At 65.9% G+C, this 24,808-nt stretch carries 25 protein-coding genes; 9 read left to right on the top strand and 16 right to left on the bottom strand.

Features of this window, described 5'->3' with window-relative positions; translation table 11 throughout:
* Positions 1-45: 45 nt before the first annotated feature.
* From B9Y82_RS14155 to rluD, 4 genes are read right to left on the bottom strand one after another with little or no spacing between them, the layout of a single operon-like run.
* Positions 46-483 (bottom strand): thiol-disulfide oxidoreductase DCC family protein, encoded by a 438-nt coding sequence (locus B9Y82_RS14155; RefSeq protein ID WP_100473713.1) that lies wholly within the window; start codon positions 481-483, stop codon positions 46-48.
* Positions 458-964 carry a DUF4166 domain-containing protein gene (locus tag B9Y82_RS14160; protein ID WP_100473714.1) on the bottom strand — a complete coding sequence of 169 codons (507 nt, stop codon included), beginning with the start codon at positions 962-964 and terminating at the stop codon, positions 458-460. The genes B9Y82_RS14155 and B9Y82_RS14160 overlap by 26 nt, the downstream gene beginning before the upstream one ends.
* Before the next feature lie 20 nt (positions 965-984).
* Positions 985-1,755 carry a peptidoglycan editing factor PgeF gene (gene pgeF / locus B9Y82_RS14165; protein WP_100473715.1) on the bottom strand — a complete coding sequence of 257 codons (771 nt, stop codon included), beginning with the start codon at positions 1,753-1,755 and terminating at the stop codon, positions 985-987.
* The gene (rluD, locus tag B9Y82_RS14170; protein WP_100473716.1) at positions 1,755-2,744 is read right to left on the bottom strand and encodes a 23S rRNA pseudouridine(1911/1915/1917) synthase RluD; all 990 of its coding nucleotides are present in this window, start codon (positions 2,742-2,744) and stop codon (positions 1,755-1,757) included. The genes pgeF and rluD overlap by 1 nt, the downstream gene beginning before the upstream one ends.
* A gap of 113 nt (positions 2,745-2,857) precedes the next feature.
* Here rluD and B9Y82_RS14175 point away from each other — a divergent pair, with 113 nt between their 5' ends.
* Entirely contained in the window at positions 2,858-3,745 is an 888-nt protein-coding gene (locus tag B9Y82_RS14175) for an outer membrane protein assembly factor BamD (protein ID WP_100473717.1), read from the top strand.
* A gap of 189 nt (positions 3,746-3,934) precedes the next feature.
* Positions 3,935-5,137, top strand: coding sequence for an alpha/beta hydrolase family protein (locus B9Y82_RS14180; protein WP_100473718.1), 1,203 nt, complete (start codon positions 3,935-3,937; stop codon positions 5,135-5,137).
* A 114-nt stretch (positions 5,138-5,251) separates the two neighbouring features.
* Here the strand turns inward: B9Y82_RS14180 and B9Y82_RS14185 are convergent, their stop codons facing one another.
* The 3 genes from B9Y82_RS14185 to sucC form a co-directional block, all read right to left on the bottom strand.
* On the bottom strand, positions 5,252-6,886 hold the full coding sequence (locus tag B9Y82_RS14185; protein WP_100473719.1) for an NAD+ synthase: 1,635 nt from the start codon (positions 6,884-6,886) through the stop codon (positions 5,252-5,254).
* Between the two features lie 204 nt (positions 6,887-7,090).
* Entirely contained in the window at positions 7,091-7,966 is an 876-nt protein-coding gene (sucD, locus tag B9Y82_RS14190) for a succinate--CoA ligase subunit alpha (protein WP_005410793.1), read from the bottom strand.
* 20 nt (positions 7,967-7,986) lie between these two features.
* The gene (gene sucC, locus B9Y82_RS14195) at positions 7,987-9,156 is read right to left on the bottom strand and encodes an ADP-forming succinate--CoA ligase subunit beta (protein ID WP_004154430.1); all 1,170 of its coding nucleotides are present in this window, start codon (positions 9,154-9,156) and stop codon (positions 7,987-7,989) included.
* Positions 9,157-9,561: 405 nt separating this feature from the next.
* On the opposite strand from sucC, the gene B9Y82_RS14200 reads away from it, so the two are divergent.
* From B9Y82_RS14200 to B9Y82_RS14210, 4 genes are all read left to right on the top strand, one after another.
* A complete protein-coding gene (locus B9Y82_RS14200; RefSeq protein ID WP_100473720.1) occupies positions 9,562-11,175 on the top strand; it encodes a sensor histidine kinase in 1,614 nt (537 codons plus the stop codon).
* Between the two features lie 60 nt (positions 11,176-11,235).
* Positions 11,236-12,609 carry a sigma-54-dependent transcriptional regulator gene (locus B9Y82_RS14205; RefSeq protein ID WP_100473721.1) on the top strand — a complete coding sequence of 458 codons (1,374 nt, stop codon included), beginning with the start codon at positions 11,236-11,238 and terminating at the stop codon, positions 12,607-12,609.
* A gap of 179 nt (positions 12,610-12,788) precedes the next feature.
* Positions 12,789-13,118: a hypothetical protein gene (locus B9Y82_RS20660; RefSeq protein ID WP_157804641.1), complete on the top strand. Its 330-nt coding sequence runs from the start codon at positions 12,789-12,791 to the stop codon at positions 13,116-13,118.
* Positions 13,090-13,845 (top strand): zeta toxin family protein, encoded by a 756-nt coding sequence (locus tag B9Y82_RS14210; RefSeq protein ID WP_100473722.1) that lies wholly within the window; start codon positions 13,090-13,092, stop codon positions 13,843-13,845. Before B9Y82_RS20660 ends, B9Y82_RS14210 begins: the two co-directional genes overlap by 29 nt.
* A 50-nt stretch (positions 13,846-13,895) precedes the next feature.
* Here B9Y82_RS14210 and pilB read toward each other — a convergent pair whose 3' ends face one another.
* The 3 genes from pilB to B9Y82_RS14225 form a co-directional block, all read right to left on the bottom strand.
* Positions 13,896-15,626, bottom strand: a complete 1,731-nt coding sequence (gene pilB, locus B9Y82_RS14215; RefSeq protein WP_100473723.1) for a type IV-A pilus assembly ATPase PilB — start codon at positions 15,624-15,626, stop codon at positions 13,896-13,898.
* Between the two features lie 224 nt (positions 15,627-15,850).
* On the bottom strand, positions 15,851-16,258 hold the full coding sequence (locus tag B9Y82_RS14220; RefSeq protein ID WP_100475239.1) for a pilin: 408 nt from the start codon (positions 16,256-16,258) through the stop codon (positions 15,851-15,853).
* Positions 16,259-16,375: 117 nt separating this feature from the next.
* The gene (locus B9Y82_RS14225; RefSeq protein WP_100473724.1) at positions 16,376-16,795 is read right to left on the bottom strand and encodes a pilin; all 420 of its coding nucleotides are present in this window, start codon (positions 16,793-16,795) and stop codon (positions 16,376-16,378) included.
* Between the two features lie 356 nt (positions 16,796-17,151).
* Here B9Y82_RS14225 and B9Y82_RS14230 point away from each other — a divergent pair, with 356 nt between their 5' ends.
* From B9Y82_RS14230 to coaE, 3 genes are read left to right on the top strand one after another with little or no spacing between them, the layout of a single operon-like run.
* Positions 17,152-18,411, top strand: a complete 1,260-nt coding sequence (locus tag B9Y82_RS14230) for a type II secretion system F family protein (RefSeq protein ID WP_100473725.1) — start codon at positions 17,152-17,154, stop codon at positions 18,409-18,411.
* Between the two features lie 7 nt (positions 18,412-18,418).
* The gene (locus tag B9Y82_RS14235) at positions 18,419-19,282 is read left to right on the top strand and encodes a prepilin peptidase (RefSeq protein ID WP_100473726.1); all 864 of its coding nucleotides are present in this window, start codon (positions 18,419-18,421) and stop codon (positions 19,280-19,282) included.
* An 11-nt stretch (positions 19,283-19,293) separates the two neighbouring features.
* Positions 19,294-19,905 (top strand): dephospho-CoA kinase, encoded by a 612-nt coding sequence (gene coaE / locus B9Y82_RS14240; RefSeq protein ID WP_100473727.1) that lies wholly within the window; start codon positions 19,294-19,296, stop codon positions 19,903-19,905.
* 60 nt (positions 19,906-19,965) lie between these two features.
* Here coaE and B9Y82_RS14245 read toward each other — a convergent pair whose 3' ends face one another.
* The 6 genes from B9Y82_RS14245 to B9Y82_RS14270 form a co-directional block, all read right to left on the bottom strand.
* On the bottom strand, positions 19,966-20,352 hold the full coding sequence (locus B9Y82_RS14245) for a hypothetical protein (RefSeq protein ID WP_100473728.1): 387 nt from the start codon (positions 20,350-20,352) through the stop codon (positions 19,966-19,968).
* A 484-nt stretch (positions 20,353-20,836) separates the two neighbouring features.
* Positions 20,837-22,207, bottom strand: coding sequence for a sensor histidine kinase (locus B9Y82_RS14250; protein ID WP_100473729.1), 1,371 nt, complete (start codon positions 22,205-22,207; stop codon positions 20,837-20,839).
* Positions 22,170-22,847, bottom strand: coding sequence for a response regulator transcription factor (locus B9Y82_RS14255; protein ID WP_005410804.1), 678 nt, complete (start codon positions 22,845-22,847; stop codon positions 22,170-22,172). The genes B9Y82_RS14250 and B9Y82_RS14255 overlap by 38 nt, the downstream gene beginning before the upstream one ends.
* A gap of 162 nt (positions 22,848-23,009) precedes the next feature.
* Positions 23,010-23,471: a hypothetical protein gene (locus tag B9Y82_RS14260; RefSeq protein ID WP_100473730.1), complete on the bottom strand. Its 462-nt coding sequence runs from the start codon at positions 23,469-23,471 to the stop codon at positions 23,010-23,012.
* 115 nt (positions 23,472-23,586) lie between these two features.
* Positions 23,587-24,057 carry a hypothetical protein gene (locus B9Y82_RS14265; protein WP_100473731.1) on the bottom strand — a complete coding sequence of 157 codons (471 nt, stop codon included), beginning with the start codon at positions 24,055-24,057 and terminating at the stop codon, positions 23,587-23,589.
* Between the two features lie 95 nt (positions 24,058-24,152).
* On the bottom strand, positions 24,153-24,632 hold the full coding sequence (locus B9Y82_RS14270) for a hypothetical protein (RefSeq protein WP_100473732.1): 480 nt from the start codon (positions 24,630-24,632) through the stop codon (positions 24,153-24,155).
* Positions 24,633-24,808 lie beyond the last annotated feature (176 nt).

Consider the following 24,808-nt stretch of genomic DNA (forward strand, 5'->3'; position numbering starts at 1 on the left):
CGTCGTTTGTGCACAAACGACCCGGTCCCCTCCGTCCCCTTTTGTTCAATCCAGGAACCGCGCGGCGTGTTCCGGTGCGGGCAGATGGCAGGCATCATGCCGCCCGAACCAGCGATAGCGGTTGCGCGCCAGCATCCGATACGCCGCATCGCGCCAGCGACGCGGCACCATCCGCAGCACGCCGCTCAGGCGCCAAGCGCCGCCCAGGCCCGCCAGTACGCGCAGGATGGCATCGGTATCGGTCCAGGCGCCCTGCGCGTCCAGCAGCAGGAACGACGCGGGATCCTGAGGGTCCAACCCGTGCGAACGCAGCAGCGCGCTGCCCCGCTCGCCCTGCATCGCCGCAAAGCGGTAACGCCCCCTGCGGTCGAAACGCAGCAGGAAGCGCACCCAGCGGTTGCACAGTGCGCACACGCCATCAAACACGATCACCGCGCTGCCAGCCTCGGTGGTGCCGTCACTGTGGTTCGAGCCAGCCTTCATAGCGGATCAGGGCTCCGGCCCAGGGCAGCGTCACATCAACCAGGAAAGTGTAACGCTCGCCCTGCCAGGCTTCACGGCAGCGCACACCACCAAACCAGCGCCTCGGCAGCGGCAGCAGCCCGAACGCCCAGACCCGCCGCACCGACCAGTCGATGCCACCCTCGCGGGCCTGCAGGTCGAACTCGAAACGCACCGCGCCCAATTGCTCGCGCAGAAACCCTTCGTGCGCCCACAGCCGCGACACCATCGGCCAGCGGCCGAACCGCCGCGCCCACTGCTCGCCCTGCCCGCGTGCACTGAACGCCACTTCGGTGGGCAGCGCGTCGCCGTCCTTCGGCAACCGCGCCAACGCGGCCAGCAGCGGCACCAGCCAGTGCCGCCCCCTCACGATGCGCGCCTGCCCTACGTAGCGGCAGGGCAACGGCGCGGCATGTAGCGCCTGCACCGGCGCCGCCAGGGTGGCGAAGGCCGGCCCCAGCACCCGCGCGAACAGCGGCGGGGTCAGGGCGCGATCCAGGCCAGGGTCGCCATGCGCCCGGTACGACGGTCGCGCCGGTGCGAATACAGGTCCGGGTCGGCCATGGTCGACACCGTGCCGCCATACACCTGCGCCGGGTCCATCCCCGCCGCCTGCAAGCGCTGCCGCGCCAGCGCGAACAGGTCCACTTTCCAGTGGCCTGCGCGGGTGGCCACGAACGCCGCCCCGGCGGCCGGATCATGGCCGACGAAGGCGTGGTAGACCTCCTCGCCGATCTCGTAGTCAGCCGGCCCGGCGGCCGGGCCCAGCCAGGCCCGCAGCTGCGCAGGCGGCGTCTGCATGGCGGCCACCGTGGCCTCCAGCATGCCGTCGGCCAGCCCACGCCAGCCGGCATGGGCCGCGCCCACCTCGCTGCCATCGGCCGCGGCGAACACCACCGGCAGGCAGTCGGCGGTCAGGATCGCCAGCACCACGCCCGGCACCGAAGTCACCGCGGCGTCGGCCACCGGTTCGCTGGCGCCGGCCACCGGTGGCGCGGTGAAACGCAGCACGGTGCTGCTGTGCACCTGGCGCAGCCAGTGCGGTGCCGAGGGCAGTGCCAGCCCCTGCTGCAGCAGCTGGCGGTTGTGTTCCACATTGGCCGGGGTATCGCCATCGGCCGCGTGCCGGTTGCCCAGGTTGAACTGCGCGAACGGCGCCGGCGAGATGCCCGCGCCATGCCGGCGCGTGGTCAACGCATGGACGCCTGCGGGCACCGGCCAGTCGGCCTGCAGCAACGGCAGCGCGGCCGCCATCACCAGCGGTCCCGCTCGCGGGCGGCGAAGGCTTCGCTGTCTTCGCGCAGCACCTTCATCAGGTGCAGCATGTCCTCCGGCACCGGCGCGGTATTGCGCACCGGCTCACCGGTGATCGGGTGCATGAATTCCAGGGTCTCGGCGTGCAGGGCCTGGCGCTTGAAGCCGCGCAGCGCGGCCACCAGCTCGTCGCTGGCGCCCTTGGGCAGCTTCAGTGCACCGCCATACAGCGGGTCGCCGATGATCGGGTGGCGCACGTGCGCCATGTGCACGCGGATCTGGTGGGTACGGCCGGTTTCCAGGCGGCACTCCAGCGCGGTGTGCGCACGGAAGCGCTCGCGCAGGCGGTAATGGGTCACCGCTTCCTTGCCGTCTTCGCGCACCGCCATCTTCAGGCGGTCGCGCGGGTGGCGGTCGATCGGGGCATCGGCGGTACCGCCGGCCACCAGCGCGCCCATCACGATGGCCAGGTACTGGCGGTGCACGTCACGGGCCGCCAGCTGCTCGACCAGCGCGGTCTGCGCTTCCAGGGTCCTGGCCACCACCATCACGCCGCTGGTGTCCTTGTCCAGGCGATGCACGATGCCCGCGCGCGGCAGCACCGCCACCGACGGATCGCGGAACAGCAGGGCGTTGACCAGGGTGCCGCTGTGGTTGCCGGCACCGGGGTGGACCACCAGGCCCACCGGCTTGTTGATCACCAGCACGTGCTCGTCCTCGAACAGCACGTCCAGCGGGATATCCTCCGGCTGGGCGTCGGTCTGGGTTTCCAGCACCACAGTGAGGGTCACCACCTCGCCACCGCGCAGCGGATCGCGCGGGCGCACCTGGGCGCCATCCAGCAGGACGTCACCGGCCTTGATCCACTCGGTCAGGCGCGAACGCGAGTATTCGGGGAACAGTTCGGCCACGACGGCGTCGAAACGACGCCCGGCAGCGGTGTCGGGGACGATGGCCTGGCGGGCCGATTCAGAGGGTTGTTCAGACATGGCAGGGGGCATTCTTTGAAATTTTGGGGTCCCGGCGGCCGGTTTCAGTCGCTGGACAGGACACTAGGCTATCATCGACCCTTCGTATTCCAGCCGCGTCCCGCCTCGACCCCATGATCCGACGCTCCGCCATGCTCTCCGCGCCCGTCCGCCTCACCGCCCTGCTGCTGGTGCTGGTCATCGCCGCAACCGGCTGCCATCGCGGCGCCAAGAAGGGTGATCGCCCCGATGAAGGGGCGCCGGTCGAACAGCTGTACGAGAAAAGCCACAAGCTGATGCAGGGCGGCAACTGGAGCGGCGCCGAAGCCAGCTTCCGCCGCCTGGTGGCCCAGTACCCCTATGGCCCGTACACCGAGCAGGCGATGATCGAAACCGCCTACGCCCAGTACAAGGCCGGCAAGCACGATGACGCGGTGTCCAGCATCGACCGCTTCATCCGTACCTACCCGACGCACCGCAACATCGCCTACCTGTACTACCTGCGCGGCCTGGCCAACTCCAATCGCAGTACGGTTTTCCTGCGTCGCGTATGGTCGTTGGACGCCAGCCGCCGCGACCTGTCCACGCCGCACCAGGCGTACTCGGACTTCAACATCGTGGTTGATCGTTACCCGAACAGCCGCTACGCCGCCGATGCGCGCCAGCGCATGCTGGAGCTGCGTGACGTGTTCGCCCAGCACGAGCTGGACAACGCCCTGTACTACATGCGCCGCGGCGCCTGGGTCTCGGCCGTGGGCCGCGCCAACTACCTGCTGGAAACCTACCCGCAGAGCGCCTTCCAGTACGACGCCGTGGCCGTGCTGGCCGATTCCTACACCCACCTGGGCAACAAGACCCTGGCCGACGACGCCCGTCGCGTCCTGCAGCTGAACCAGCCCGACCACCCGTGGCTGGAAGGCAAGTGGCCGAAGTACCCGTGGATGATCCGCAAGCTGAACCCGTTCGCCGGCGAGAAGTCCGCCAGCACCGGCCAGCGCAACGCGCGACTGGAAAAGAAATAAGAGAGGGCCCCGAAAGGGGCCTTTTCTTTGTCGGTGGATCCACGCCATGCGTGGATGGTTCGTGCGCCAATGGACCACGACGCTAGGAATGCTACGAATCCCCGGCGGATGCGACGCCGGTCGCAACCCGCCCGGGCGAGGCGCTCCACACTGCGGCGCAACGGCCATCCCGGCCGTCAAGGAGCGCCCATGTCCCCACTGCCCCTTCGTTTCCGGCCTCTCTCGTGTGTCATCGCCATCGCCCTGCTGGCGCTGTCGCCGGGCCCCCTGACAGCTGCACCGGTCGCACCGGGCGACCTGCTGTCTGCTGCCCCCTATCGCGCGTCATGGGTGCCGTCAAAGGCCGCGCAGGCCTACAAGCTGCACTATCGCACCCCGGACCATCGCGGCCAGCTGGCCGAAGGCACTGGCCTGCTGTACCTGCCCGCTGGCGCGGCGCCTGCAGGCGGTTGGCCGGTGGTGTCCTGGGCACATGGCACCCAGGGCATTGCGGATCGCTGTGCGCCCTCGGTGTCCGGCCCGTACCAGCCCGAACGCGACGGGCGCTTCCTCGATCAGTTCCTGGCACAGGGCTATGCCGTCGTCGCCGCCGACTACCAGGGGCTCGGAAGTCCAGGCGACCATGCCTACCTGCATGTACGCACCGCCGCGCGCAATGCCATCGATCTGGTCAAGGCCAGCCGCCAGTACCTGGGCAACGCAACGCTGTCGCCGCGCTGGGTCTCGGTTGGCCATTCGCAGGGGGGTGCCGCCGCACTCACCGCAGGCCACATCGCCCCCACCTATGGCGGTTCTTCCCTGCACTACCGCGGCAGCTTCACCACCGGTACGCCCACCGCGGTCGAGCTGACCGCTCTGGTGATGAAGCCCGACAACCGCACCGCCAACCCTGGCGCACTCAACGCGTATCACGCGTACCTGCTCGACGGCCTGCTGCAGGTCGCGCCGCAGATCGACCGCGTCCTCAGCGATGAAGGCCGCGCCCGCGTGGCAGTGGCACGCGGGCAGTGCTTGGGCGAACTGGCCGTAACGCTGGATGGCGCGGATACCGGCAGCATGTTCATTGCACCGCTGACCAGCGTGCCGGGCATCCGGGCGGTGCTGCATGACTATCTCGGCGTACCGCGCCGCGGCTTCAGCCAACCGCTGATGCTGGGCCATGGCAGCGAGGACCGCGATGTGCCCTATCTGACCACCTTGCTGTATGCCGCAGGCCTGGCCCTGCGTGGCGAGCCAGTCGCGTTCCGTCGCTATCCGGTCGACCACCGCGGCACGCTGGATGCGGCGGCAGCTGATGGGCTGGCGTTCGTGCGTGCACGACTGCAGGACGGCTACTTCGACGAAGCCGCCGAAACCACCGGCCTCGAACAACTGCTCGACGACGTCCGGTAGATCCACGCCATGCGTGGATGATCTTCGACCACCGTGCGGACCAAGGTCCGCACCCACCGGAGAGGGGCCAACGGGTTGCCGGCCAGCGGCCGGCACTACCTGCCAACCGCTGCCTCAGCCCTTGTAGCCGTTGCTGATCGGGTAGCGACGCTCGCGGCCGAAGGCGCGGCGCGAGACCTTCGGTCCCGGCGCGGCCTGGTGCCGCTTCCACTCGCTGATGCGCACCAGGCGCAGCACGCGGTCGACCACGGCCGCGTCGTAGCCGGCGGCCAGGATCTCCGTGCGCGACTGCTCCTGGTCGATGTAGCGATAGAGGATGCCGTCCAGCACGTCATAGGCCGGCAACGAATCCTGGTCCAGCTGGTTCTCGCGCAGCTCGGCCGACGGCGGGCGACTGATCACCGCCGGCGGGATCACCGGCGCGCCGCCCACGGTGTTGCGCCACTTGGACAGGCCGAACACCTCGGTCTTGTACAGGTCCTTCAGCGGTGCATAGCCACCACACATGTCGCCATAGATCGTGGCGTAGCCAACCGCATACTCACTCTTATTGCCGGTGGTCAGCAGCAGGCCGCCGAACTTGTTGGCCAGCGCCATCAGGATCACGCCACGGCTGCGCGACTGCAGGTTCTCTTCCGTCACGTCCGGCGTGGTGCCTTCGAACATCGGCGCCAGCGCTTCCATCAGGCCCTTGAACGCCGGCTCGATCGACACCGCCTCCAGCTTCACGCCCAGCGCCTGGCACTGCTCGGCCGCCAGGTCGTTGGACAGGCCCGCAGTGTAGCGCGACGGCAGGCGCACGGCGGTCACGTTCTCCGCGCCCATCGCGTCCACCGCCATGGCCAGCACGATGGCCGAGTCGATGCCGCCGGACAGGCCCAGCCACACTTTCTTGAAGCCGTTCTTGCGGCAATAGTCCTGGATGCCACGGGTCACCGCGCGCCAGGCCAGCGCGTCCATGCTCTCGTCGCCGTCGTCCATCCACACGTGCGGCATGAAGCGACGGGTTTCACCGTCGTACTCCACCACCAGCCACTGGTCGACGAAGGCCGCAGCGGCCGGGTGCACCGTGCCGTCACCGTCGGCCACCACCGAGGCGCCGTCGAACACCAGCGCATCCTGGCCACCGACCACGTTGAGATAAGCGATCGCTGCCCCGCTTTCGCGGGTGCGCGCGGCCAGCACGGCATCACGCTGGGCGTGCTTGCCACGCTCGTAGGGCGAAGCATTCGGCACCACCACCAGCTGCGCGCCGGCGCGCATGGTGTCGGCCAGCGGCTCGGCAAACCACAGGTCCTCGCAGATCAGCAGGCCGACCGGAATGCCATTGACCTCGAACACGCAGCTGCCGCCGTCCGGATCGACGTCGAAGTAGCGGCGCTCGTCGAACACGGCGTAGTTGGGCAGTTCGCGCTTGCGGTAGGTCTGCTCCACCAGGCCATCGCGCAGCACGCTGGCGGCGTTGTAGACCACCGCGCCTGCGGCCTGCGGCCAGCCGACCACGGCAGTGATGCCACGGCAGGCGGCAGCGATGCGGGCCATCGCCTGCTCGCACTCGTACAGGAAGCCCGGGCGCAACAACAGGTCTTCCGGCGGGTAGCCACTCACCGCCAGCTCGGGGAACATCACCAGCTCGGCGCCGTACTCGTCGCGCGCCTGGCCGATCATCTCGATGATGCGCTCGGTGTTGCCGGCGACATCGCCGACCGGGAAGTCGAACTGCGCCATCGCGATGCGGATCGAAGCCATGGGAATCCAGCCTGTGGTTGCAATGTGCCCATTGTAGCGCCGCGCAGTGCGCGCGCCGGATGCCTGGGGTCAGATCCCTTTTGCTGCGCGAAAGGGATCTGACCCCGCACCAGACGCAGAAAGGCCGCCCGGAGGCGGCCCTTCTGTTTCAAGCAGCCGGCCAGCGGCCGGCTCTACAGCATCGTCTGCCGGAGGCAGTCGACCTTATTTCACCAGCTTGGCGATGGCAGCGCCCAGGTCGCCCGGCGAACGGACGGTGACGACGCCAGCAGCTTCCATCGCGGCGAACTTGCCTTCCGCGGTGCCCTTGCCGCCCGAAGCAATCGCACCGGCGTGGCCCATGCGCTTGCCGGCCGGAGCCGACGCACCGGCGATGAAACCGACGACCGGCTTCTTCACGTGGTTCTTGATGTACTCGGCGCCGGCTTCTTCGGCGTCACCGCCGATTTCGCCAACCATGATGATGCCTTCGGTCTGCGGGTCTTCGTTGAACAGCTTCAGGCAGTCGACGAAGTTCAGGCCGTTGATCGGGTCACCACCGATGCCGATGCAGGTGGACTGGCCCAGGCCGACTTCGGTGGTCTGCTTGACCGCTTCATAGGTCAGGGTGCCCGAACGCGACACGATGCCGATCTTGCCCGGCTGGTGGATGTGGCCCGGCATGATGCCGATCTTGCACTCACCCGGGGTGATGACGCCCGGGCAGTTCGGCCCGATCAGCACGGTGTCCGGATGCGAACGGGTCAGCACGTTCTTGACGCGCAGCATGTCCAGCACCGGGATGCCTTCGGTGATGCAGACGATGACCTTGATGCCGGCAGCAGCGGCTTCCAGGATCGCGTCGGCCGCGTACGGCGGCGGCACGTAGATGACCGAAGCGTTGGCGCCGGTGCTCTGCACGGCGTCGGCAACGGTGTTGAAGACCGGCAGGTCGATATGGGTGGTGCCACCCTTGCCCGGGGTCACGCCGCCAACAACCTGGGTGCCGTACTCGATCATCTGAGTGGCGTGGAAGGTGCCCTGCTGGCCGGTGAAGCCCTGCACGATCACCTTGGTGTTCTTGTTAATCAAAACAGACATGGGAATTCCTTGGTGTCGAATCAGGCAGCGTTCTTGACAGCTTCAACGATCTTCTTGGCGCCATCGTTGATGTTGTCAGCCGGGATGATGGCCATGCCGCTGTCGCGCAGCAGCTGCTTGCCTTCTTCCACGTTGGTGCCTTCCAGGCGCACCACGACCGGAACCTTGACGCCCACTTCCTTCACGGCGGCGATGATGCCTTCGGCAATCATGTCGCAGCGGACGATGCCGCCGAAGATGTTGACGAAGATGCCTTCAACCTTGTCCGAGGACAGGATCAGCTTGAACGCTTCGATGACGCGCTGCTTGTTGGCACCGCCGCCCACGTCCAGGAAGTTCGCCGGCTCGCCGCCGTTGAGCTTGATGACGTCCATGGTGGCCATGGCCAGGCCGGCGCCGTTCACCATGCAGCCGATGTTGCCGTCCATGGTGACGTAGTTGATGTCCAGCTCCGAAGCGATCACTTCGGTCGGATCTTCCTGGGTCTTGTCGCGCATGGCGACCAGGGCCTTCTGGCGGAACGCGGCGTTGTCGTCGCTGTCGAACTTGCCGTCCAGCGCGTACAGGTTGCCGTCGTCCAGGATGGCCAGCGGGTTGATTTCAACCAGGGCCAGGTCCTTTTCGTTGAACAGGCGGTACAGGTTCACCATGATGCTGGCGAACTGGCCGGCCTGCTTGGCGGTCAGGCCCAGCTTGAAGCCGAAATCACGGCCGTGGTAACCCTGCACGCCTTCGACGAAGTCGACGTTCAGCGAGTGGATCAGCTCCGGGGTTTCAGCAGCGACCTGCTCGATTTCCACGCCGCCTTCCGAAGAGGCGATGTAGGTGATGGTCTTGGTGCCACGGTCGACCAGCACCGACAGGTACAGTTCCTTGACGATCTCGCCGGCGGTGGTCACCAGCACCAGGTTGACCGGCAGTTCAACGCCAGCGGTCTGGTAGGTGGCCATCTTGGTGCCGAGCATCTTGGCCGCAGCGGCCTTCACGTCGTCGGTGGTCTTGCAGAACTTGACGCCGCCAGCCTTGCCGCGGCCGCCAGCGTGGATCTGCGCCTTGACCATCCAGGGGCCCTGGCCCAGGGAGTTGGCAGCGGCAACCGCTTCGTCCGGGGTCGCAGCGACCTTGCCGGCCGGGACCGGGATGCCGTACTCGGCAAGCAGTTGTTTTGACTGGTATTCGTGGAAATTCATGCGTCACCGTGGGAATAGGAACGACCGCACGCAATTCCTCAGGGCCCCGGCGGGGCGCCGGCATGGACCGCGGCGGGCCCACTATTGTGGCCGAGCCAGCGCCGGGGCGCAAAGAAGTCTGTACAAAACGCCAGACCCGGCCAGATTTTCGCCGCCATTCAGGCAGTTGCGCCCGGGGGCCCACTGGCCAGCGGTATCCATCCCGGGCCAAATGCGCGATCCAGGCCACTCCGGCGGCGCCGTGCCGGGGGCCCTATACTGGTCAACCAGGGTGTGTAGCGTCGAGCCAGCTCGACGGCTTCCACCGCAGGCTACATAGAAGCGTCGTACCCGCCCGGCTTCAGGGGACGCCGGGCAGGCCCGCCGCAGATTCCAGACCCAGGCAGCCAGAAGGGGAGTTCCGGCGTGTCACCCAGTGCTTCATTGATCGACCGCATCGAATCGATTCCGCGGCGTGAGCTGTATTTCTTCGCGCTGTACCGGGTGCTGATCGCCTCGGTCATCGCCGCCCTGCTCTACAGCCCGCTGTCGGCCATGGTCGGCGAAGCCCACCACCCGCGGCTGGCCGACACCGTCGCCGCCATCTACCTGGTGCTGTCGCTGCTGGCCCTGGTGATCGGCCGCAACGAACGCTGGCTGCGCCCGATCGTGCTCAGCGGCGTGCTGGTGGACATCATCGCCGCCACCCTGCTGTCGCATGCCCTGCCCGGTGCCAGCGCCGGCATCTCGATGTCGCTGCTGTTCAACATCGCCGCCGCCGCCACCCTGCTGCCGCTCAGCCTGGGGCTGGGCCTGGCGCTGGCCGCCAGCCTCGCCACCGGCGTGGAATACACCTGGAAGCTGCTGGAAGGCGGCGATCCCACCCGCACCCTGGCCGAACTGGCGATGTTCGCCACCAGCTACCTGGCGCTGGCCTTCATCAGTTACCAGGTCGGCAGCCGCGCGCGCCGCAACCAGCAGCTGGCCAACCAGCGCGGCGACGAAGTGGCCAACCTGTTCCAGATCAACGAGCTGATCATCCGCCGCATGCGTACCGGCGTGCTGGTGGTCGACGCCGACAACCGCGTCACCCTGGCCAATGAGGCCGCCTCGATGCTGCTCGGCGACAGCGACGGTAGTGGCGAAAGCGGCCGCCTGGACCTGGCCAGCGCCGCCCCGGAACTTGCCCGTCGCCTGCAGCGCTGGCGCAACGGCTGGGCCCAGGACGAACTGCCGCTGCAGCTCAACCCCGACCAGCCCGAAGTGCAGCCGCGTTTTGCGCGCCTGCTGGCCGGCAGCGAGCTGGCCCTGGTGTTCCTGGACGACTCCAGCGTGGTCTCGCGCCGCGCCGAATCGCTCACTCTGTCGGCGATGGGGCGCTTCTCGGCCAGCCTCGCCCACGAGATCCGCAATCCGTTGGCCGCGATCAACTACGCGGTGCAGCTGCTGGAAGAAGGCACCGGCTTCAACGAAAGCGACCGCCGCCTGCTGCAGATCATCCGCCAGCAGTGCCAGCGCACCAACGGCATCGTCGAAAGCGTGCTGGGCCTGGCCCGGCGCGAGCGCGCCACGCCCGAGAACGTTGACCTGGCCGCCTTCGTGCGCCGCTTCGTGCTGGAGTACAAGCAGGGGCAGACGTTGGAGACCGACAGCATCGAGCCGATCATCAACGATACCTCGGTGCTGGCCCAGGTCGACACCAAGCACCTCTACCAAGTGCTGACCGTGCTGGTGCACAACGCCCTCAAGTACGGCCGCATCGGCCAGCAACCGGCGCGGGTGCGCCTGCGCGTGGCCCAGCACGAGCGCAGTGCGGTCATCGACGTGATGGATCGCGGCCCCGGCATTCCCGAGAGCGTGGCTGCGCAGTTGTTCCGGCCGTTCTTCACCACCTCCGAGCATGGCACCGGCCTGGGCCTGTACATCGCCCGCGAGCTGTGCCGGGCCAACCAGGCACGGCTGGACTACATCCCGGTTCCGGCCGGTGGCTCCTGCTTCCGCCTGGTGCTGCCCGGCCCGCATACGCTGTTGCCCTCCTGATCCCGATTTCGTGCGCCAATCATTTGTCGCTTCCAGCCCCCTCGTTTATCTTTCACGCCCATGAACGAAACCCGCAGCGCCCTCGTCGTCGACGATGAACGCGACATCCGCGAACTGCTGGTCCTGACGCTCGGTCGCATGGGGCTGCGCATCAGTACCGCAGCCAACCTTGCCGAAGCGCGCGAACTGCTGGCCAGCAATCCGTACGACCTGTGCATCACCGACATGCGCCTGCCGGACGGCAATGGCATCGAGCTGGTCAGCGAGATCGCCCAGCACTACCCGCGCACGCCGGTAGCGATGATCACCGCCTTCGGCAGCATGGACCTGGCGGTGGAAGCGCTGAAGGCCGGCGCCTTCGACTTCGTCAGCAAGCCGGTGGACATCGCCGTGCTGCGCGGCCTGGTCAAGCATGCACTGGAGCTCAACAACACCGAACGCCCCGCGCCCGGCCCCACAGCCGAACAGGGCGCGCGCCTGCTTGGCGACTCGCCGGCCATGGACGTGCTCCGCACCACCATCGGCAAGGTCGCGCGCAGCCAGGCGCCGGTCTACATCCTCGGCGAATCCGGCGTGGGCAAGGAGCTGGTCGCACGCACCATCCACGCCCAGGGCGCCCGCGCGGCCGGCCCGTTCGTGCCGGTCAACTGCGGCGCCATCCCCGGCGAGCTGATGGAGAGCGAGTTCTTCGGTCACCGCAAGGGCAGCTTCAGCGGCGCCCACGCCGACAAGCCCGGGCTGTTCCAGGCCGCGCATGGCGGCACCCTGTTCCTCGACGAAGTGGCCGAACTGCCGCTGCAGATGCAGGTGAAGCTGCTGCGCGCGATCCAGGAGAAGTCAGTGCGCGCGGTCGGCGCCGCCAACGAAGAGCCGGTGGACGTGCGCATCCTCTCGGCCACCCACAAGGACCTGGCCGAGCTGGTCGAGGACGGGCGCTTCCGCCACGACCTCTACTACCGCATCAACGTGATCGAACTGAAGGTGCCGCCGCTGCGCGAGCGTCGCCAGGATTTGCCGGAACTGGCCGCGTCGGTGCTGGCACGGCTGGCCCGCAGCCATGGCCGCCCGACGCCGCTGCTGGCGCCGTCGGCACTGGACGCGCTGGCCCAGTACGCCTTCCCCGGCAACGTGCGCGAACTGGAAAACATCCTGGAGCGCGCGCTGGCGCTGGCCGAAGAAGACCGCATTGGCGCCGACGACCTGCGCCTGCCGCAGCACGCACCGCGCGCCCCAGGCAGCGCCGCTCCCGCCGAAGCCGTGGCGGACCTGCAGCCGGGCAGCGCCGCCCTGCCCTCGTACATCGAACAGCTCGAGCGCAGCGCCATCCAGCGCGCGCTGGAAGAGAACCGCTGGAACAAGACCCGCACCGCCGCGCAGCTGGGGATTACCTTCCGGGCGCTGCGCTACAAGCTGAAGAAGCTGGGGATGGAGTAAGCGGTCGGGCACGAAGTCGGATCTCTTTCCGAGGGAAAGGCCATCAGATGGTCCAACAAACTGAACAAATAAATGGACGCAACATCATTGATCAGGCCACCTTGTTGTCGCCCGAATGATCTGATAGCGTCCGCCCCATGCCCCGGAAATCACCCCCGCAGCCATTCAGGCAAACGCTTGTGGTCGCCAACCGCGTTGCCGCTGCCCCCCAGAAGCCGGGGGCCAAGAAGGCCACGGGCAACTGGCGCCAGATTCAGTTCGGCTCGGTGCTCATCAATAGTCCAGCGCTGGACGCCAAGGCTGGTCGGCAAGGCCGCGTGGAAAGCCAGCGCGCGCTACAGGCACTTGGCCAGGCACTAGGCCGCCCTGGCGTCACACTCAAGGAAACGCGGGGCGTTCCTTACTACAGTGCAGACCCACAGCACCCAGGCGTGATCATCCGCCGCCTCGATGGAAAGACAGTCCAAGGACGGTTTGTCAATGGCAAGTTCAAGGAAATCGCCGCCTGATCTGGCGAGTGCATTCGAACGCATAGAACAGGCAAGGGCGGAAACCAATCGTCCGCTTGCGGTCATTCTTGCCGGCCACAATGGATCTGGCAAATCAACGTTGTGGTATGAGCACCTCGCCGATTCGTTGAAGATTCCGCTGATCAATGCCGATCGCATGATGCTGTCCATCCTGCCGGATGCAAACAAGCAGGCGCTCCCACAATGGGCGGTGCAACTGCGAGACGAAAATGCCGCGTGGATGAAGGTCGCACAACAAGGAGTCCAGGCTTTCGTCGGCCACGCGATGACGGCAAACGTGCCCTTTGCGCTTGAGACAGTGTTCTCGCACTGGCAACCTCGTGGCGACGGCACGTTTGAATCAAAAATTGATCAGATCCAACAACTGCAGATGGCGGGCTACTTCGTCATTCTGGTTTTTGTTGGGTTGGCCAATGATCAACTTTCCATTGCCCGGGTTCTGACGCGTGTTGCAAGCGGGGGACACAACGTCCAGCTGGGGAAGCTGACCACGCGCTTTCCTCGAACGCAAACGGCCATTGCGGCTGCTGCGGGCGTGGCTGATGCCTGTATTCTGACCGACAACAGCCTGAACGAGAGAGAAGCCTTTACGGTATGTCGGATACAACTCGGCAGTATCGAAGTTTTCGACTGCCGTACGGGCGACCAAGCAGTCGCCAAGCCCATCCTTGAATGGATGAACATCGTCAGTCCGATCGCTGCGTGACCACAGAAAGAGCTCCGCCATGCGGAGCTCTTCACTGATCACTCTCTACCTCAATCCTTCGTGACGCGATTGATCTCGGCCAGGCTGGTCACACCCGCAGCGGCCTTCTTCAACGCCGACTGGCGCAGATCGTTCACCCCGATCTGCTGTGCGGCCTCGGCAATCTGCAACGCATTGCCGCCAGCCAGCACGATCGTGGCGATCTCGTCGGTCATCGGCATCACCTGGTAGAGACCGGTACGGCCCTTGTAGCCCTCGGTGCACTCATCGCAACCCACTGCCTCATACAGCTCGATACCCGCATCCAGCTGCGCCTGGGTGAAGCCTTCGGCCAGCAGCGCATGCTCGGGCAGGTTGGACGGGCGCTTGCAGTTGTTGCACAACCGGCGCGCCAGGCGCTGGGCGATCACCAGGGTCACCGAGCTGGTGATGTTGTACGGCGCGATGCCCATGTTCATCAGGCGCGCGATGGTCTGCGGCGCATCGTTGGTATGCAGCGTGGACAGCACCATGTGGCCGGTCTGCGCCGCCTTGATCGCGATCTCGGCCGTCTCCAGGTCGCGGATTTCGCCGACCATGATGATGTCCGGATCCTGTCGCAGGAACGAGCGCAGTGCCGCGGCGAAGGTCATGCCGCGCTTGTTGTTCTGCTGCACCTGGTTGACGCCGGGCAGGCGGATTTCCACCGGGTCTTCGGCGGTGGAGATGTTGCGCGTCTCGTCGTTGAGGATGCCCAGCGCGGTGTACAGCGACACCGTCTTGCCCGAACCGGTCGGGCCGGTCACCAGCACCATGCCATACGGCTTGTGGATGGCTTCCAGGAACAGCTTCTGCTGGTCCGGCTCGTAACCCAGCTTGTCGATGCCCAGCTTGGCCGCGCTGCCGTCCAGGATACGCAGCACCACCTTCTCGCCGAACAGGGTCGGCAGCGTGCTCACGCGGAAGTCGATCTGCTTGGTCTTGGACAGGTTGAGCTTGATGCGTCCGTCCTGCGGCACGCGCTTCTCGGCGATGTCCAGCTGCGCCATCACCTTCAGGCGTGCGGCGATGCGCTGGTTCAGCTTCACCGGCGCGCGCGCCACCATCTTCAGCAGGCCGTCGATGCGCAAGCGCACGCGGTAGTCGTCTTCATAGGGCTCGAAGTGGATATCCGAGGCGCCCTTGCGGATCGCGTCCACCAGCACCTTGTTGACGAACTTCACCACCGGGGTGTCATCGCCCTTGGCATCGATGCCGGCGTCGCCACTGGCGCCGAGATCCTCGTCTCCGGCCGCAACGTCCAGGTTGCCCATGCCATCGTCATCACCCCCCAGCGCGTCGCCCAGCGTGTCGTGGCTGGCATGCCACTGCTCGAGCGTGCGGCGGATCTGGTCCTCATCGACCAGGATCGGCTCCACCACCAGATTGGTGTGGAACTTGATTTCGTCCAGCGAATGGGTCGGGTTGCTGGTACCCACGAACAGCTTGCCGCCGCGTTTGAACAGCGGCAGCACGTTGTGCTTGCGCAGCAACTCCTCGCTGACCAGGCTCATCGCGTTCTGGCTGGCGTCGAACGTGGACACGTCGAACAGCGGCATGCCGAACTCGACCGCGTTGGCGGCTGCCAGCTGAGCGGCCCCAACCACCTTGTTCTGCGCGAACCAGGTCGGCAGCGGCTGCCGGGCGGCGGCGGCCTTGGCCATGGCGTCGCGGGCGGAAGCCTCGTCCAGCGCACCATCCTGGACCAGGCGACGGGCCAGGCCGGTGATGCCGACGAGATTGGCGGTGGTTACGGCGTTCATATGGATCCTTGGCTCATCATGGGTCAGGCAGTGCGGCGCGCCTTCCAGGGGCACCGCACAGGGCAGCAGAACCTGCCGCGACCCGATGGCCGACGACGACGCCAATCCTTCAGCATGACTGCCTCGCCCGGCACTCCCAGCCCGGCAGGCACGATCCTGACTCCCCCGGGGATGATAGCCCCGTCAACGGCCCGCCAACATCCCATTGGCAGGCCGAAGTGTGATCAACAGCCGGTTGGGCGATAGCGCGCTTCGAAGGCGCTGCCGTCGCAGGTCCAAGTACCGTCGGCTGCGCGACGGAGGATGAGGTCCTTGCCGGCAACCAGAGAGTTACCATCCACCGTACAAACGATTTCGGCTACTCCACTACCGGCGAGCTCGGCATGCACGCCAGGGCAGCGTCCAGATGCTCGGATCCCGACGTAGGCAGCGTTCACTAACGCTGGACTGCGTCCATCCTGTACGACAGCCTCAATTGTGGTCTTGCCGGGCCGAATCTCAGCTAATCCGGCCACAAGCTGTGACTTCGCAACAAATCCTTGATAAACCGACATCGCGATTGCTGAAATGATGGCAATAATCGCAACGACGATCATCAATTCAATCAAGCTAAACCCCCTCTGCTTACGCATCCCCCCTCCCCCCGTGGAGATCAAAAGCGCAGTCGCGCGATCGCTCTCATGATTCCTGATAAACAAGAAGCCCCGCATTCGCGAGGCTTCTTGGTCTACACAAAAGGCTGGAACTAATTAGGCACCCTTGGTGCAGCCAACCGGGTAGTACTTGTCATCAGCAACGGTGGTGTTGCAAGTCCAAGTACCATCAGCGGCACGCTTCCAAGTGATATTGCCAGCCGCCTTCGGGCTGCCCTTGATGGAGGTGCAGGCAATCGAACCTTCGGCACCGGCAACGATCGTGAAGCTGGTGCAACGGGTGGTCGGTGCAGCCGGCAGACCCAGCTTGGTCGCAGTGAAGTCGGCATCAGCCTTGCCTTCGTTCACGAAGATCTCGAACTGCGTCTTGCCAGGGGTGACTTCGGCAAGTGCAGCAGTGACCTGCGACTTGGCCACGTAGTCCTGGTACATCGGCAGGGCGATGGCGGCCAGGATGGCGATGATCGCAACGACGATCATCAGTTCGATAAGGGTGAAGCCCTTCTGGTTCTTCATTTTGGTACATCCCCAAGATAAGTGGTGGTTGATTTCAGAGGATAGGATCGGTCTGGCCAACGGCCAGCTGAGCGGGTCCTGCCCCCTGCGGGTGGATCAACGCAGGTTGCGTGCCAACCCCGGCACGCCTCCCCCTGGATTTCCCCGCGCCCATGATGGCAGCTATTTCACGGATGGGAACCCCCTGAATGCGAATCTGCGATGGACGCGGCAATGTGACGCAGTGCGTCACCTTTGGTCGGCACCCGGCACGAATTCGCATGATGGTGCCCCCGACAACTGCCCAGACGGGCATGAACCCGCTACCATCGACGGCTAGACGCCCGCCTGGGGATGGCGGGTCTTGGGGAGCCGATATGTCTGTCAGTCGCAGTGCGATCAAGAAGGAGCCCGTGGCGCGCAGCACCACGGAGCTGCAGCCGTTTGTCTGGGTGGGGACCGACAAGCGGGGCGTGAAGATGAAAGGGGAGCAGGTCGCAAAGAATGCGAATCTGCTGCGGGCTGAGTTGCGCCGCCAAGGCATCAACCCCGGCTTGGTCAAGCCCAAGCCAAAGCCGCTGTTCGGCGCCGCCGGCAGCAAGGTCACTCCGAAGGACATCGCGTTCTTCAGTCGGCAGATGGCCACCATGATGAAATCGGGCGTGCCAATTGTCGGCGCGCTCGACATCATCGCCAGCGGGCACAAGAACCCGCGCATGAAGAAGATGGTGGATTCGGTCCGAACCGATATCGAGGGCGGCTCCTCACTGTACGAGGCGGTCAGCAAGCATCCGGTGCAGTTCGACGAGCTCTACCGCAATCTGGTCAAGGCCGGCGAAGGCGCCGGTGTACTGGAGACGGTGCTGGATACTGTCGCCACCTACAAGGAGAACATCGAAGCCCTCAAGGGCAAGATCAAGAAGGCGATGTTCTATCCCGCCATGGTGCTGGCGGTCGCTCTGCTGGTGAGCGGCATCCTGCTGGTCTGGGTGGTACCGCAGTTCGAGGATGTGTTCAAAGGCTTCGGCGCGGAGCTTCCCGCCTTCACCCAGATGATCGTCGGCCTGTCCCGCTTCATGGTGTCATGGTGGTGGCTGATCTTGATCCTGATCGTCGGCTCGATTGTCGGCTTCATTGCGGCTTACAAGCGATCACCGAAACTGCAACACACTATGGACCGATTGGTTCTGAAGGTGCCGGTCATCGGGCAGATCATGCACAACAGCTCGATTGCACGCTTTGCCCGTACCACGGCGGTGACCTTCAAGGCCGGTGTGCCACTTGTGGAGGCCCTGGGCATCGTGGCCGGCGCCACCGGCAATACAGTGTACGAGGAGGCAGTTCTGCGCATGCGCGACGACGTGTCGGTCGGTTACCCGGTCAACATGGCCATGAAGCAGACCGCCCTGTTCCCGCACATGGTCATCCAGATGACCGGCATCGGTGAAGAGGCGGGTGCCCTGGACGCCATGCTGTTCAAGGTGGCCGAGTACTATGAGCAGGAGGTCAACAATGCCGTTGACGCCCTCAGCAGCCTGCTGGAACCGATCATCATGGTGATCATTGGTACCATCGTCGGCGGCATGGTCATCGGCATGTACCTGCCGATCTTCAAGCTCGCTTCCGTCGTCGGATAATCACTACATGGCATTTCTCGACCAGCATCCCGGCCTCGGCTACCCCGCCGCGGCCGCCCTGGGGCTGCTGCTGGGCAGTTTCCTCAACGTCGTCATCCTGCGCCTGCCCAAGCGGCTGGAGTGGCAGTGGAAGCGCGATGCGCGCGAGGTCCTGGAAGAACCGGACTTCTACGAGCCCCCACCACCGGGAATCGTGGTCGAGCCCTCGCACTGCCCGCACTGCAAGCACAAGCTGAGCTGGTACGAGAACATCCCGCTGTTCAGCTGGATCATCCAGGGCGGCAAGTGCCGCCACTGCAAGGCGCCGATCTCGCTGCAGTACCCACTGGTCGAGGCCCTGACCTCGGTGCTGGTGCTGGCCTGCGTCTGGCAGTTCGGCTTCGGCTGGCAGGGCTTCGGCGCCATCGTGCTGACCTGCTTCCTGATCGCCCTGTCCGGCATCGACCTGCGCACCCAGCTGCTACCCGACCAATTGACCCTGCCACTGATGTGGCTGGGCCTGATAGGCAACATCGATAACCTGTACATGCCGGCCAAGCCTGCCTTGGTCGGCGCCGCGGTGGGCTACCTGTCGCTGTGGATGGTCTGGTGGCTGTTCAAGCAGCTGACCGGCAAGGAAGGCATGGGCCACGGCGATTTCAAGCTGCTGGCCGCCCTCGGCGCCTGGTGCGGGCTGAAGGGCATCCTGCCGATCATCCTGCTGTCGTCGGTGCTGGGTGCCATCATCGGCTCGATCTGGCTGTACTCCCGGGGCCGTGACCGCGCCACGCCCATCCCGTTCGGCCCCTACCTGGCCATCGCAGGCTGGCTGTACTTCATGTGGGGTGCGCCTGTGGTGGAGCAGTACCTGGTGTTGAGCGGACTGCGCTGAGGGGAGCCCCCATGAGCCGGTATGTGGTTGGCCTGACCGGCGGCATTGCCGCCGGCAAGAGCGAGGTGACCCGGCGCTTCGAGGCGCTGGGCATCGTGGTGGCCGACGCCGATCTGGCCGCCCGCACAGTGGTCGCTGCCGGCAGCCCCGCCCTGGGCCGCATCGCCGAGCGCTTCGGCGCCGACATGCTGCAGGTGGACGGCAGTCTGGACCGGGCGCGCCTGCGTGCCCACGTATTCGCCGACCCGACCGAACGGGCGGCACTGGAAGCCATCACCCACCCGGCCATCCGCTTGCTGATGCAACAGCAGTGCGAGCAGGCCGCCAGCCCCTATGCGATTGCCGCCATTCCACTGCTGACCGAGGTCGGTGGGCGGCAGGCCTACCCGTGGTTGAACCGGGTACTGCTGGTGGATGCACCCGAAGCCGTGCAGCACGCCCGGCTGATGCAGCGCGACGGCATCGACGCCGCGCTGGCCGACAAGATGATCGCCGCCCAGGCCAGCCGCGCGCAGCGGTTGGCGCTGGCCGATGATGTGGTGGTCAACGACGGCCACCCGGAAGACCTGCAGGCGCAGGTGGAAGCGCTGCATGAGCGGTATCTGGGGTTGGCTGGGGATTGAGGTCGGGCTGCCGGCCAGCGGCCGGCACTACTGGATCGCGCATCCGCGCATGGCGTGAACCTACTCCAGCTGCAGGCGGGCGTAGCGGGCCAGTTCGCGGGCGCCGAGCAGCAGGCCATCGACGACATCCGGGCTGAGCTGCTGGTGGGCACCACCCTGCTCGCGCGCGGCTTCGGCGGCGTGCAGCACCTGCATGAGTGCATTCAAGCCGGCCAGGGTGCGGCTGAGGCCGGCCATGGTGGCCGCCTGTGCCGGGCTGAGGCCCTGCGCTTCCAGCCGCCGGCCGTCGGCGGCATCGCGACCATCCATGCGGGCCAACAACGCGGGCAGCAGATCCTTGGGATCATCGAGCAGGGTTTCGACGCGCTCGGCGACGTCGGCCGGCAGCAGGTCGGCAGCTTCGCCGATCAGGGCGTGCAGTTGGGGGAACAGTGGGCGTGCGGACATGGTGAGGCTCCTCGCAGTCGGCAGGCCACCTGCGAATGCAAGGTGGCGGACGGTGCGGGTTGGCGTACCGGAGATCCGACATTCAGCAAAAAGACTCCAGCGGATTCTGATGAATCCCCACGCACCGCCCGCCGAAGCAAGGCACGCGGTGCATTTTCAACGACGGACCGATGGGCCGTCGAAGATTGCTGAATGTTGGTTTTTTTCAGGACGCCAATCCCGGCCAGGGCACCTGCCCCAGCCGCCCCATCTGGCCATCACGCAGCAGCGTGATCTGTAAGGAAATTCTCAAGCCACAGTTGGGTGCACGAATGCGTGCATGCGGACACGCGCGCGCCGTGGCGGCGATCACGGTGATGTCGTGTTGGGCTTCTGGCCCGGAGTTCCCGTGAGGGGGATTCGATGGCACAAGCGACACAGGGCGCTATGCGAGGTCGGCAGGATTCGTGCCGACCAAGGTCGGCACCCACCAATGCAAGGGCTCTTACAACGGCTTCGGCGAGAACGTCAGGGTGGCGATCACGCCGCGTTCGCCACCGGGGCGAACGCTCACCTGCCAGCCGTACAGATCGCACAGGCGGCTGACGATCGACAGACCGATGCCGCCGCCCTGCGAATGGCCAGCGTGGGTGCCGCGATAGCCACGCTGGAACAGCTTGGCGGCGTCTTCTTCGCTCAGGCCCGGGCCACTGTCAGTCACCGACACCGAATTGCTGCCGACAAAGACGCGCACTTCGCCATCCTGCGAGTACTTCACCGCGTTGCCGATCAGGTTGCCCAGCGCCACCGACAAGGCCGCCTCGGGCGCATCGATCACCAGGTTGCGCTCGCCTTCCAGCGCCAGTTCCAACGGCTTGCCGCCCAGCTGTGCACGGTGCGCGTCCAGCAGCTGTTCGGCCACGCGGGCGACGTTGCTCGTGCCCTGCCCGCGCTCGTTGCGCGACAGCAGCAGCAGCGCGCCGATCAGGTCGCTGCACTGCTGTTCGGCACGCTGGATGCGCTGCAGGCGCTGCAGCACCTTCTCATCCAGGCCGGGCCGGGTCAGCAGCAGCTCGGTGGCGCCACGGATCACGGCCAGCGGCGTGCGCAGCTCGTGGCTGACGTCAGCATTGAACTCACGGTCGCGCTGCACCACTTCGGTCAGCCGCGACGAATAATCATCCAGCGCCTGCGCCAGCTGCCCCACTTCGTCATCGGGGAAGCGCGGTGCCAGCGGCTCAGGGTCACTGGTGCCGCCACGATAGGCACGCAGCCGCGCGGCCAGGTCCGAGACCGGCTTCATCACCTTCGACGCCGACCACCAGCCCAGCACCAGCGACAGCAGGCTGAACACCAGCACCGACAGCACCAGCGCGCGATTGAGCTGCTGCCCACCGCGCACGCTGTCGGTCATGTCGTAGGCCAGGAACGCCCAGGCGTCGGGCGTCTTGCGCACGGCCAGCTTGTAGGAATAGCGCTGGCCACGCTCGTCCACGCCGCCCATGTTGTACAGGCCATCCTTGAACTCATACCAGTCCGGCTCTTCCTCGCGCAGCGCATCAAACTTGTCAGGCTTGATCAGGCGCGCGCGCATCTGCTGCACGGGCAGGTCGGGATTGCGATCCGGGCTCTCGTAGAACCGCCGCACATACTCGTTGATGTTGCGGTTCATCACGTCTTCCACCAGCTGGTTTTCCACGCGCATGCGGGCCCAGTTGGTGGCGAACGCGAACAGGGTCGTCAGGCAGAAGCCCAACAACACGAACGAGACGATGATGCGGCTGCGCAGGCGCCGCCGATACGGCGAACGCCGACGCTCCCCCTTGGTTGCCACGGAATCAGGCTTCCGGGGTGGCGATGCGGTATCCAATGCCATGGCGGGTCTGGATCAGCGGCACTTCAAACGGCTTGTCGACCACAGCGCGCAGGCCGTGGATGTGGACGCGCAGCGAATCCGAATCCGGCAGCTCCTCGCCCCAGACGCGGGTTTCCAGCTCCTGGCGGGTCACCACGGCCGGAGCGGCCTCCATCAGGGCCTGCAGGATCTTCAGTGCGGTCGGGTTGAGCTGCAGCAGCTTGCCCTGGCGGCGCACTTCCAGCGTGTCCAGGTTGTATTCCAGATCGCCGGTTTCCAGCACGCGGGTCTGCACGCCCTTGCCGCGGCGCGACAGTGCGTTCAAGCGCACTTCCACTTCCTGCAGCGCGAACGGCTTGATCAGGTAGTCATCGGCGCCGGAATCGAAACCGGCCAGCTTGTTGTCCAGCGAGTCGCGGGCAGTCAGCATCAGCACCGGGGTCTGCTTGCGCGCTTCGTTGCGCAGCTTGCGGCACACTTCGATGCCGTCCATGCCCGGCAGGTTCAGGTCCAGCACGATGGCGTCGAACTCGTGAACCACGGCCAGGTGCAGGCCGGTCACGCCGTCGGCGGCGAAGTCCACGGTGTGGCCACGATCCTCAAGGTAGTCGCCAAGGTTGGCGGCGATGTCGCTGTTGTCTTCGATTACGAGAATGCGCACTGGGACCTCTGGTTCTTGAAGGGTCGTCGGGGGGCCAGGCCCACCCGCTCAGGATGCCCCTGTGCGGGTGGACGCGACGTCTACCTGCTGAACGATACAGGTTCCATTCTTAACATTTCGTACCGAAGGGGCGACACCGGCAAAAGCCCCGGGGGCGAGCGATCAGCGGCTGATGCGCTGCTGGTCGGTCAGCGCCCGGCGGCTGTCTTCCTGGGCCTTGCGACGCTGGGCCACGGTCAGGCAGACGCTGGTCGGCATGTTGCTGCCGGTAAGGCGCTCGCGGCGGCAGATCATGCGGCTGTCGGCCTGGGCGCGGGTCATGATGGTGTTGACGATCTCCTGCTCGTTGAACAGGTCGTTGCGCTCCTGCGGCGCCAGCTCATCCACCTTCTCGCGGCCATTCATCTTGATCCGGATCCGGTTCAGTGCCTGCTGCACGCGGCTCTTGTCCTCCAGCCCGATCTCGCTGTAGTCCTCACTGCCCATGGCCGTTTCAACGCGGCGGATCTGTTCGGAGACCGGGGTGAAGGAATCCATCTGCACGGTGTCCTTCTGCGCCCTGGCCTGCACGGTGGCAACCAGGCCCAGCGACAGCATCAGGGCGAGCGTAGTGTTGCGGTACATGACGAGCTCCATGTTCGTCCATGAATAGGGTCTCGACTTTACGGTTCCGCCGATGCGTCCACAAGGGACGCACGGCAGGGTGACCGATGGCGGCGTGCGATCGGCCCGCCAGCAATCAGGGCTTGTAGTTGTTGAAGCGCTGGTTGTCGTTGAGCGCCTTGCGGCTGTCTTCCTGCGCCTTGCGGCGCTGGGCCACGGTCATGCAGACGCTCTGCGGCATGTTGCTGCCGGTGGTGCGTTCGCGGCGGCAGACCATGCGGCTGTCGGCGTGGGCGCGGGTCATGATCGTGTTGATCACTTCCTGGTCGTTGAAGATCTCGGTGCGGTCCTGCGGACTGACCTGCTCCACGCGTTCGTGGTCGCCCATCTTGATCTTGATGCGGCCCAGCGCCTGCTGCACGCGGCTCTTGTCTTCCAGCCCGATCTCGCTGTAGTCCTCGGTGTTGATCGCCGCTTCGACGTTGCGGATCTGTTCGGCCACCGGGGCGTTGGCGTCGAACTTCACCTGCCCTTTCTCGGGCTTGGCGTGGGCAGTGGTGGCCAGGGCCAGGCCCAGCATCAGGGCGACGGGGGTCATGCGCTGCATCGTTACCTCCAGGTTCTTCCATGAGTGGAACATTGACCCTGCGGTGCCACCGCCATGCCACCAGTGCACGTTCGGTGGGCCGGAGGGCGGTGCGGTCAACGCCCGGCGGGCGGTGGGCTGAGCGTGTTGTAGCTGCGCTGGTCGTTGATCAGCGCCTTGCCTTTCTCTTCGATCCGGCGCCGTTCGGCCACGGTCAGGCAGCGGCTCTTGGGCATGTTGCTGCCGGTGGTGCGTTCGTACCTGCAGATCTGGCGGCTGTCTTCATGGCCACGCGCCAACAGGGTGTTGATGCGTTCCTGCTCGTTGAAGACCTCGGCCTGCAGCTGCGGCGGCAGCTCCTGCACGCTCTGGCGCTCGCCCATGTACTGGCGGATACGCGACAGCGATTGCTGTACCTGGCCGCGATCCTCGGCAGACAGTTCGGCATAGTCGGGGGCGGCCAGGGCGGTCTCCACCTGGCGCATCTGCTCGGCGACCGACCCCTGCCGGTCCATCTGTACAGCGACCTTCTCCGGCTTGGCGGCAACAGCGCCAGACAGGCCCAGCAGCAACGCGATCATCATGATGCGGTACATCGCCAACCTCCCGATCCATCCCGGAACGAAGGGCCAACTCTACGACCGTCACGCGGCGTCCACAAGAGACCTTGGGCACAGGGCCGACAGGCATAAAAAAGGCCCAGACGGTGCACCCGCCTGGGCCTGAAGTCGTATCCCGATACCGATCCTGCTGAGAGGCAGAGCTGCGGTTC

It is taken from the genome of Stenotrophomonas maltophilia, from assembly GCF_002799155.1.
Classification (GTDB): Bacteria; Pseudomonadota; Gammaproteobacteria; order Xanthomonadales; family Xanthomonadaceae; genus Stenotrophomonas; species Stenotrophomonas maltophilia_R.